We start from the raw sequence: 10,975 nt of genomic DNA on the forward strand, positions 1-10,975 counted from the left end.
TCTAATAACTAAACCCAACTATATTTGCCTAATTAGACTTTAAGTTATTCAGCCGATCGCGTAAAATTTCTGCCTGCTTTTCTGCTTCTGCTAAATTATTTCTAGTTTCCTCGACAAATTTAGGGTCTGCCTTCTCGATAAAACCAGGTTTACTCAACCTTTTTTTAGTAGATTCTATCTCTTTTTCCAACTTCCCTAATTTCTTCTCTAACCGAGCTGATAAAGCTTCAATATCTACTACTCCTGATAATGAAATTAAAACTTGTACAGTTCCAAAAACACCAGCAATAGTTTGACCGATTTTTTCATCAACTTTAGGAGTAATATCCAACTTTTCAACCTTAGCTAAATCTTGAATATAAACCTCACCTTTCTTCAAAATTTCCCGTTCTTTTTCATTCTCACTCTGCAAAATTGCCGTAATTTTTACCTTTGGTTTAATATCAACCTCTGAACGTAAATTTCTCAGAGTCCGAATTACTCCAATTAATAACTCAAACTCCCCTTCTAGATCCGAATTAATCAAAGAATTATCTAACTTTGGATAAGACTGCAAAGCCAAACAATTTTCTTCTCCAACTTGATTCAAAGTATGCCAAATCTCCTCAGTAATATGAGGCATAAAAGGATGTAATAATCTCAAAATTCCATCCAAAACATAAGCCAAAGTTTGCTGTGCTACTAACTTAGAACTTTCATCCTCACCCTGCAAGCGAGACTTCACTAATTCCAGATACCAATCACAAAAATCTCCCCAAATAAATTCATAAAGACCCTTAGCAGCTTCCCCCAAACCATAATTATCTAAATAATCGCAAGTTTGCTGCACAGTCTGATAGAAACGAGACAAAATCCAACAGTCTACTAACTCTAATTTATCTGCCTCTGGTTCCCCTAATTCTTGAGGAGTTTTACCCCCTAATTTCATCATCACAAATCGGGCAGCATTCCAAATTTTATTAGTAAAATTTCGAGAAGCTTCTACCGACGCCGACTCATCAGTTTCTCGATTATAATCCATCCTCACATCTTGCCCTGCTCCGGCAGTTTCTCGCATTAAAGTATAACGCAAAGCATCAGTTCCATACTTTTCAATTAACAACAAAGGGTCGATACCATTACCAACAGATTTAGATTGCTTTTTACCATTTTCATCTAACATTAAACCGTGAATATAAACAGTTTCAAACGGCATTTTGCCAGTGAAATGTACTCCCATCATTGTCATTCTAGCAACCCAGAAAAAGATAATATCAAAACCAGTAGAAAGAGTGCTAGTAGGATAATATTTTGCTAAGTCGGGAGTATTCTCCGGCCAACCCAAAGTCGAAAACGGCCATAAACCAGACGAAAACCAAGTATCAAGCACATCTGGGTCTTGTTGAATTTTCACATCAGCACCAAATTTTGCCTTTGCTTGCTCCAACGCTTCCGCTTCCGAACGAGCGACAACAAAAGGAGTGCTGTCGGAAATTTCCCCATTAGTTTCACTGATAGCATACCAAGCAGGAATTTGATGACCCCACCAAAGTTGTCGAGAAATACACCAGTCCTTAATTTTCACCAACCAGTCGCGATAAACCTTCGTCCAACGTTCCGGAACAAATTTTGGTTGGTTGTGCTTATCCAATAATTCCAGTGTTTTCGTTGCCAAAGGTTCAATCTTGACAAACCACTGAGTAGACAACAGAGGTTCAACAGGTACTTTACCCCGATCGCTATAGGGAACACTATGACTATAATCTTCCACCTTAACCAAAACGCCCTCTTCTTTTAACCGTTTCACAACATTTTTCCGCGCCTCAAAACGGTCTTGCCCAACAAACACTCCCGCATTTTCATTCAAACTGCCATCCTTATTCATAATATTAATGAATGGCAAATTGTGACGCTTACCCATTTCAAAATCATTAGGATCGTGAGCAGGAGTAACCTTAACACAACCAGTACCAAACTCAGGGTCAACCAACTCATCAGCAACAATAGGTATTTCCCGTTCCATTATTGGTAACGTCAGAGTTTTGCCAATGAGATTTTTGTAGCGATCGTCATTAGGGTTAACAGCAACACCAGTATCTCCCAACATTGTTTCCGGACGAGTAGTAGCAACTTCCACATAACCACTACCATCAGTGAGGGGATAACGAAAATGCCAGAGGTTGCCCTGAACTTCTTTTTTTTCTACTTCCACGTCAGAAATAGCAGACTGACTGGCTGGACACCAGTTAACCAGATAATTACCACGATAAATGAGACCCTGTTCGTAGAGACCCATGAATGCTTCGATGACAGCTTTTGATAAACCTTCATCAAGAGTAAAACGTTCCCGCGTCCAGTCCGTGGAAACTCCTAGGCGACGTAATTGATTAACAATAGTACCACCAGACTCTGCTTTCCATTCCCAAGCACGTTCCAGGAATTTTTCCCGCCCAATATCGTAGCGACTTTTCCCCTCTTCTTTGAGTTGACGTTCCAGAATAGTTTGAACGCCGATACTAGCGTGGTCCGTACCTGGGAGGTAGAGAGTATTGTCACCCCGCATCCGATGGTAACGGATAAGCGCGTCAATAAGAGAATTGTTGAAAGCATGGCCTGCATGGAGACTACCTGTAACATTCGGTGGAGGAATAACAATACAGTAAGGGTCGCCTGGTTGGTTAGGGTCTGCCTTGAAAGTGTTATTTTCTTCCCAATACTTTTGCCATTTAGCTTCGGTGGCAAAAGGGTCGTATTTAGTTGGTAGTTCTGGTATAGTTTTGGTCATAGATGAAATTAAATTTTTGGACAGTATTTGATTGTCCTTAATATTGTGCCATAGCTTACAGTAGGTTGGGTTAAGCGACAGCGCAACCCAACAATTTATCTATCTTTGTTGGGTTTCGGAGGACCTCAACCCAACCTACAAAACTACTATTTTTGTTGGGTTTCGGGGTACCTCAATCCAACCTACAAACTATAGATTGATGTTTTATTCATCTATTGGACAATAGTTATAAGAAGAGGTAATTATTAATTGTTAATTATTAATTATTGAAAGTAGGTTGGGTTAAGCGACAGCGCAACCCAACAATTTATCTATCTTTGTTGGGTTTCGGGGTACCTCAACCCAACCTACAAACTCTTTCTCTAGATTGATGTTGTATTCATCTATTGGACAATAGTAATTATTAATTGTTAATTATTAATTATTGAAAGTAGGTTGGGTTAAGCGACAGCGCAACCCAACAATTTATCTATCTTTGTTGGGTTTCGGGGTACCTCAACCCAACCTACAAACTTAGGAATTACGCCAAACAAGGTAATTCCGTCATTGCGAGCGAGAGCAAAGCAATCTCACTCAAGAGTTACAATACAGTAGTTATAATACAGTAGGTTGGGTTAAGCGACAGCGCAACCCAACAATTTATCTATCTTTTTTGCTTATCTACTTTTGTTGGGTTTCGGAGTACCTCAACCCAACCTACAAACTTGATTTTCTGTTCCAGCTCAATTTAATATGTTAATATGTAGACTGAAAATAAGCTGCTGTTTTCTATCTCTCAACCTAAGATAATGAAACTCTCTAACCCCTTTCTCCGTAAATGGCGTTTTTTGCTGCTGTTGTTGTTGGTGCTGTTGGCGATAAATTTGGGTCATGTTCGAGCTTCTGAGAAGTCACCGCCCGAAGACTGGCAACTCCAGGGAATATTGGCGGCGTTGGATGATTCTGACCCTGATGTTTTGGTTGCGGCTTTGAAGAAAATATCTAAGTATGATCTTAAGTCTTCTGTTGAAATTCCCCTGGAGCGGGTTGAACAAATTGGAGAGCTTTTGAGGGATAAAGATTCGGATGTCCGTTATGCAGCAGCAACGGTAGTGGGTGAGATGGGGTCCGAGGCTAAAGATTTGATTCCCCAGTTGCTGAAGTTGTTGAGCGATGATAATTGGGATGTCCGTTTTGCAGCAGCAACGGTAGTGGGTGAGATGGGGTCCGAGGCTAAAGAATTTATTCCCGAGTTGCGGAAGTTGTTGGGCGATGAAAATTCGTATGTCCGTGCAGCAGCAGTAAGAGTAGTGGGTAAGATGGGGTCCGAGGCTAAAGATTTGATTCCACAGTTGCTGAAGTTGTTCGGTGATGAAAATTGGCATGTCCGTGATGCAGCAGCAACGGCAGTGGGTGAGATGGGGTCGGAGGCTAAAGATTTGATTCCACAGTTCCAGAAATTGTTCGGTGATGAAAATTCGGATGTCCGTTATGCAGCAGCAAAGGCAGTGGGTGAGATGGGGTCCGAGGCTAAAGAATTTATTCCCGAGTTGCGGAAGTTGTTGGGCGATGAAAATTCGTATGTCCGTGCAGCAGCAGTAAGAGTAGTGGGTAAGATGGGGTCCGAGGCTAAAGATTTGATTCCACAGTTCCAGAAATTGTTCGGTGATGAAAATTCGGATGTCCGTTATGCAGCAGCAAAGGCAGTGGGTGAGATGGGGTCGGAGGCTAAAGATTTGATTCCACAGTTCCAGAAATTGTTCGGTGATGAAAATTCGGATGTCCGTTATGCAGCAGCAAAGGCAGTGGGTGAGATGGGGTCGGAGGCTAAAGATTTGATTCCACAGTTGCTGAAATTGTTCGGTGATGAAAATTCGGATGTCCGTGCAGCAGCAGTAAGAGTAGTGGGTAAGATGGGGTCAGAGGCTAAAGATTTGATTCCACAGTTGCTGAAGTTGTTCGGTGATGACAATTCGGATGTCCGTTATGCAGTAGCAATAGCAGTGGGTGAGATGGGGTCAGAAACTAAACAATTGCTTCCTCTATTGGAGAAGTTGTCGAGGGATGATAATTGGCGTGTCCGTCAAGCAGTAGTAATAGGAGTGCGTAAGATGGGGTCTGAAGCTAAACAATTGCTTCCTCTATTGGAGAAGTTGTCGAGGGATGATAATTGGCGTGTCCGTCATTCAACGGCAATAACAGTGGGTGAGATGGGGAAGGCATTGAGTAGTATGGGGTCTGAGGCTAAACAATTGCTTCCCCAGTTGCAGCAGTTGTTGAAGGATGAAAGTTCGTCTGTTCGTAAAGCAGCAGTAACGGCAGTGGGTGAGATGGGGTCGGAGGCTAAAGATTTGATTCCACAGTTCCAGAAATTGTTCGGTGATGAAAATTCGGATGTCCGTCAAGCAGCAGCAACGGCAGTGGGTGAGATGGGGTCTGAGGCTAAAGATTTGATTCCACAGTTGCAGCAGTTGTTGAGGGATGAAAATTCGTTTGTCCGTTCTGCAGCAGCAACGGCAGTGGGTAAGATGGGAAAATTGAATACTCAGCAGATTTTACCAATTTTAAACGCAGCTCATAGAGACCGAGATGAAGAAGCAAGACTTCGTTTTCTCGCTTACTTTGTCAGTGGCGGAGAATCTAACGCCGTTAGCTTAATTCAATGGTTAGGTTCACCAGTACGATATCCCGATCAAATAGATAAGTTTGATAAAGAACGATATATTAGTCGTGAAGAGGGCAAAAAAGTTTTAGAAATTTTTGCCGATGCTTGGGAAGAAAGCGAATTTATAGAATTAGAACAAGTAAGGGACTTGCGCCCAGAATTGAAAGAACAGATTGATCGAGTGGTTAAAAAAGTAGATTGGAAAACAGAAGATATTGCCTTGCTCAAGAGACACTACAACAATCTCCAAGATGCAGACATCAAAGCCAAAATAGATGCTTTGCAAAAAACACAAGTGTTCTCCTACCTGCGCAACATTCTACTCTTTCACGCCATCACTTGGCTCATCCTCCTCTGCCTCTATCCCAAATCTTCCCAAATTCAAACCCTATTCTGGCATCCGCAGATTCGCAGATTTGCCGGACTCGGTTACATCGGTTTATTACTCACCTGGATACCATTCCTCCGCCGCCGACTCCTCTCCCCTTTCCAACCCCTCCTCATCGCCGACGCTAACCTCGACAGTTTCAACCCTCAAGATTATTTTCCCGACTCCAAGGTTTGCCTCAAAAATACTCACAACCTCCAACCGATCAAAACCGCCATTGCCAAAGTGCAATCTCCCATTATCATTGAAGGAGAATCAGGTCTCGGCAAATCCATGTTCCTGCGCTACTGGGCGAAAACCTGCAAAAATCTTGTCGTTTACCTACCCGCCAGCAAATGTGCCCAAGGAGCGATCGCTGCCATCCAAGCCAAAATTCCCATTTCTCAAACAGACCGCAAATTCCTAGAAAACCTCATCTACAATAACGCCCTAGAAATTTGTATTGACGGTCTCAACGAAGTCACCCCCGACACCCGCACTAAAATCAGTTATTTCGTCGAGCGTCATTTCCGGGGTCATATCCTCCTCACAACACAACCCCTAGATTGGATTCCACCCTCGGCGACCAAAACCTATATTCTCCAACCATTGCAACGTCAGCAAATTGGAGGTTTTCTCCGCAGTCGTCAGTTTACGCCATCGGCAGAAACCTCAATTTCCCGGTCTGAATACGAAGACGCTTGCGAAGAATACCTGGAAAAAGCGTTCAATTCCCAGAAACAGTCAGAGGAAGAGCGCAAAGCAGTCCGTCGGTTACTATCAAATCCTATGGACTTAACCATTGTCGGGCAAATTCTCGCCCAGGGAAAAACCCCCGACTTGCTCAACCTGCAACAACAGCAGTATCAGGTAATGGCAGCAGAATACGACCGGATAAATTTTCATTCTTTTCCCCTCACAGAATTTGCCGAAACAGCATATCAAATGCGCCTCAACGATGAAATTAATATTCCGTCGGAGTGGAAAAAAGAGCTACATTGCATGGAAAACTACAAAATGGTTTTGCGCCGTCAACGCCATGTAGAAACTAATTCCGGTTCCCAATGGTATTTTCGCCATGATAAAATTCAAGAATATTTTATTGTGCAGACATTTCTGACTGGGGAAAATGAAAAATTAGAACAGCATATTAACGACCCCAGATTTCGCGGAGTTTATCTATTATTAGCAACCCTTTTACCCTACGAAAAAGCCTGGTTACTGCGAGAGAAATTATTACAAAATGCAGCGGAAACTAAAGACCATGTGGTGAGCGACCAATTTATTCAACGATTAAATTCTCGGTCGGAATTATCCAAAAATGGCGAGAATTTCAACCTACTAGAAATTATTAAATTGCTGATTGTTGAGAAAAATAGTAATATAAATATTGAAGTTAACCCTAATTTTGAAGCTAGCCCTAATTTTGAAGCTAACCCTAATTTTGAAACTAACCCTAATTTTGAAGCTAACCCTAATACTGAATTTAAGAATATAAGGAGTGAACAAATGAATGATCCTAAAAAATCAAAATATGATATGAGTGGAGCTAATCTTCGTAATCTAAATCTAGTTGATAAAGGGCAAAATGAAAGTAGTGGTAATGTGATTGAGAATGCTGAAGCTGACAATCAAATTATAGGAAGTGGAACCCAATATAATTATAGCTCCCCAGAAAAGCAAACTCTCGCCGAAGCTGCTGATGAGATTCAAAAATTATTGAAACAATTAGAATCAAATAATCCTGCTGCCACAGATGCAGAAAAAACAGCATTTGTTACCGCTTCTATTCCGCCAAATAACCGTCAACGTTTTGTCGGAGCATTGCAAGCAGGAGGCAAAGAAGCACTCAAAGAATTATTAGATAATCCCTATGTTAATGTGGGAGTTGCTATTGTTGAAGGGTGGCAAAATCCAAATTAATTAATGGATAATTGATAATGAATAATTGATAATTACCTCTGGTTAAAACCGTAAAGGATAAGGGAATTGAATATAAGGAAATTCAAGAGCACTTTTCTCTTGGTCGATGGGTAGCGTTTCAGCTATAACCGACATGAAAAACGAAGTTGTGCGCTAGCTAAACGACCGCTTTTTTCCCTATGGGGGGAGGCTTTTAACCAAGGTATTTAATTAATAATTATTAATTATATCAAATCCGGATAATTAATATACCCAAGTCCGCAGCGAGTGGAACGGAGTGGAACGAAGCAATCTCCGCGCATCCATGATATTGCTTCTTATCGTCGCTGCGGACGACTGTTCAACCGGATTTTATATTATTCGGTAAAATGAAGTCAGAAGTCAGAAGTAATAAGGCTTTATCCCTTACATAATTTGATGGGCTAAAGTTCTACTACGAGCCTAATTATAAATGTTCTACCGAACACTATCGGGACTTACGCATTAGGTACGAAAAACTAGGGTTTGAGATTGCTTCCCTATCGGTCGCAATGACGAAAATACCTTGTACTGTGTAAGTCCTAATGATATAGAACTACGGATTAAGGTTAGGACATTTCTAAACCCTGAAATCTTTTAACCGTTTACTATTCCCTATTCCCTATTCCCTATTCCCTATTCCCTAGCGCTATATAACTATTTGTTGAACAATCGACAAAGGCAAGTCTAAAGATTGAGGAATATTCTGCAAACACTGTGTTTCCTCATGACAATTGTCTACTTTATTGTCAAGTTGGTGGAAATTTTTTCCTGAAGATATTATTCTGTCATTGCGAATGGAACGAAGTAGAGCGAAGCAATCTCAGTTCGCCTAAATTCTTTGTTAAATTTTTTGTTCCGTCAATTTAATCATGTTAAGCTTAAAAATGCTGCTTTCTATCTCTCAATCTTAAAACGATGAAACTCTCTAATTCCTTTCTTCGTAAATGGCGTTTTTTGCTGCTGTTATTCGTAGCGTTATTGGTAGTAAATTTGAGTCATGTTCAAGCTTCTGACAAATCACCGCCGGAAGACTGGCAGCTCCAGGGAATGTGGGCAGCATTGGATGATTCTGACCCTAATGTTTGGAGTGAGGCTATGAAAAAAATGTCTGAATATGACTTCAAACCTGTTGTTGAAATTCCGTCGGAGCGAGTAGAACAAATTGGAAAATTATTGAGGGATAGAAATTGGCGTGTCCGTGCAGCAGCAGCAACAGCAATAGGTCAGATGGGGTCGGAGGCTAAACAATTTATTCCCCAGTTACTACAATTGTTCAGGGATGACAATTGGCGCGTCGTAATACAAGCAGCAACAACAGTAGGTAAGATAGGGTCAGAGGATAAAGAATTGATTCCTCAGTTGCAGCAGTTGTTTAAGGATGAAAATTGGCGTGTCCGTGCAGCAGCAGTAACAGCAGTGGGTGAGATGGGGTCGGAAGCTAGACAATTTATTCCCCAGTTACAGCAGTTGTTGAAGGATAAAAATTCCGATGTCCTTAGAGCAGCAGCAACAGCAGTGGGTAATTTGGGGTGGGAAGCTAAACAATTTATTCCCCAGTTGCAGCAGTTATTGCAGGATAAAAATTCAGATGTCCGTTACGCAGCAGCAATAATAGCGGATGAGATGGGGTCAGAGGCTGTAGAATTGATTCCCCAGTTGCAGCAGTTGTTCAGCGATCGACATTCGGAGGTTCGTTATGTAGCAGCAACAGCAGTGGGTGACATGGGGTGGGAGGCTATAGAATTGATTCCCCAACTACTGAAGTTGTCGAGAGATCGACACATACGTGTCCGTTTTGCAGTAATAAAGACAATGAGTGAGATAGAATGGGAGACCCAACAATTTATTCCTGAGTTGGAGAAGTTGTTCAGTGATGAAGATGCGGGTGTTCGTAGAGCAGCAGCATGGGCAATGGGTGAGATGAGGTCGGAGACTGCTAAACAATTTATTCCTCAGTTGCAGCAGTTGTTCAAAGATAAAGATGACCGTGTCCGTGCTTCCGCAACATCCGCAGTGGGTAATCTGGAGTCGGAGGTTAAACAATTGATTCCTCAGTTGCAGCAGTTGTTCAAAGATGAAGATGAGCGTGTCCGTGCTGCTGCAGCATCCGCAGTGGATAATCTGGGGTCGGAGGCTAAACAATTTATTCCTCAGTTGCAGCAGTTGTTCAAAGATGAAGATGAGCGTGTCCGTGCTGCTGCAGCATCCGCAGTGGGTAATCTGGGGTCGGAGGCTAAACAATTTATTCCTCAGTTGCAGCAGTTGTTCAAAGATGAAGATGAGCGTGTCCGTGCTGCTGCAGTATTGGCAGTGAGTAATCTGGAGTCGGAGGCTAAAAAATTGATTCCCCAATTGTTAGGCTTGTTGAATGATGAAAATTCGGAGGTTCGTGAAACAACAGCAAAGGTACTAGGCGAGATTGGAAAATTTAATACTCAGCAGATTTTACAAATTTTGAATGCAACTCATAGAAACAGAGAGCAAGAAGCAGGACTTCGTTTTCTCGCTTATTTTACAAGTGGAGGAGAGTCTAATACCATTACCTTAATTCAATGGTTGGGTTCACCAAAACGATATCCCGATCAAATAAATAATTTTAGGGAGGAACGATCTATTAGTAGGGAAGAGGGCAACAAAGTTTTGGAGATTTTTGCTGATGCTTGGCCAAACACTGAAAATCTAGAATACCTGCGCCCTGAATTGAAAGCACAGATTAATAAAGTGGTTAAAAAGGTGAATTGGCAACCAGAAGATATTACTTTACTAAACAAACACTACAACAATCTTGAAGACGAAGACATCAAAGCTAAGATAGATGCCTTGCAAACAATCGAATGAGGCGTTGTTTAATAATTAACAATTAATAATTAACAATTAATTATAGCAATTCCCAAAAAGCGTGAGGTACAAAATTCTCTGGTTTTAGGGAACAGGGAATAGGGAACAGGGAACAGGGAATAGGAAGTAGTAATACCAATTCCCAAAAGTAACGCAAGACCTTGGATAACACTTCAGTTATTAAGTAATTAAACTAAGGTAATTACTTTTTTGTTAGTTTGAGCAAGTTTAACATTAATTATTCTTGTTTTTACTTCTCTTGTAGGGACGTTGCATGCAACGTCCCTACCCACTCCCCTACTCCCTTACTTCCATCACATGTAGAACAATTTTTGAGAAATGGTATTATTCTGATTCCGTAGGAATATATACAGAAGAAAAAAAACTGTACGTCATTAGCTTGGGAAACGCTATATTA

General features: G+C 41.4%; 3 protein-coding genes. 2 read left to right on the forward strand and 1 reads right to left on the reverse strand.

Annotation, left to right across the window (positions count from 1 at the left end):
* Positions 1-28: 28 nt before the first annotated feature.
* The gene (locus F6K22_RS17420) at positions 29-2,764 is read right to left on the reverse strand and encodes a valine--tRNA ligase (protein ID WP_293100304.1); all 2,736 of its coding nucleotides are present in this window, start codon (positions 2,762-2,764) and stop codon (positions 29-31) included.
* 788 nt (positions 2,765-3,552) lie between these two features.
* On the opposite strand from F6K22_RS17420, the gene F6K22_RS17425 reads away from it, so the two are divergent.
* Positions 3,553-7,698, forward strand: a complete 4,146-nt coding sequence (locus tag F6K22_RS17425; protein ID WP_293100306.1) for a sister chromatid cohesion protein PDS5 — start codon at positions 3,553-3,555, stop codon at positions 7,696-7,698.
* A 936-nt stretch (positions 7,699-8,634) separates the two neighbouring features.
* The gene (locus F6K22_RS17430; RefSeq protein WP_293100309.1) at positions 8,635-10,557 is read left to right on the forward strand and encodes a sister chromatid cohesion protein PDS5; all 1,923 of its coding nucleotides are present in this window, start codon (positions 8,635-8,637) and stop codon (positions 10,555-10,557) included.
* Positions 10,558-10,975 lie beyond the last annotated feature (418 nt).

It is taken from the genome of Okeania sp. SIO2F4, from assembly GCF_010672385.1.
GTDB lineage: Bacteria > Cyanobacteriota > Cyanobacteriia > Cyanobacteriales > Microcoleaceae > Trichodesmium.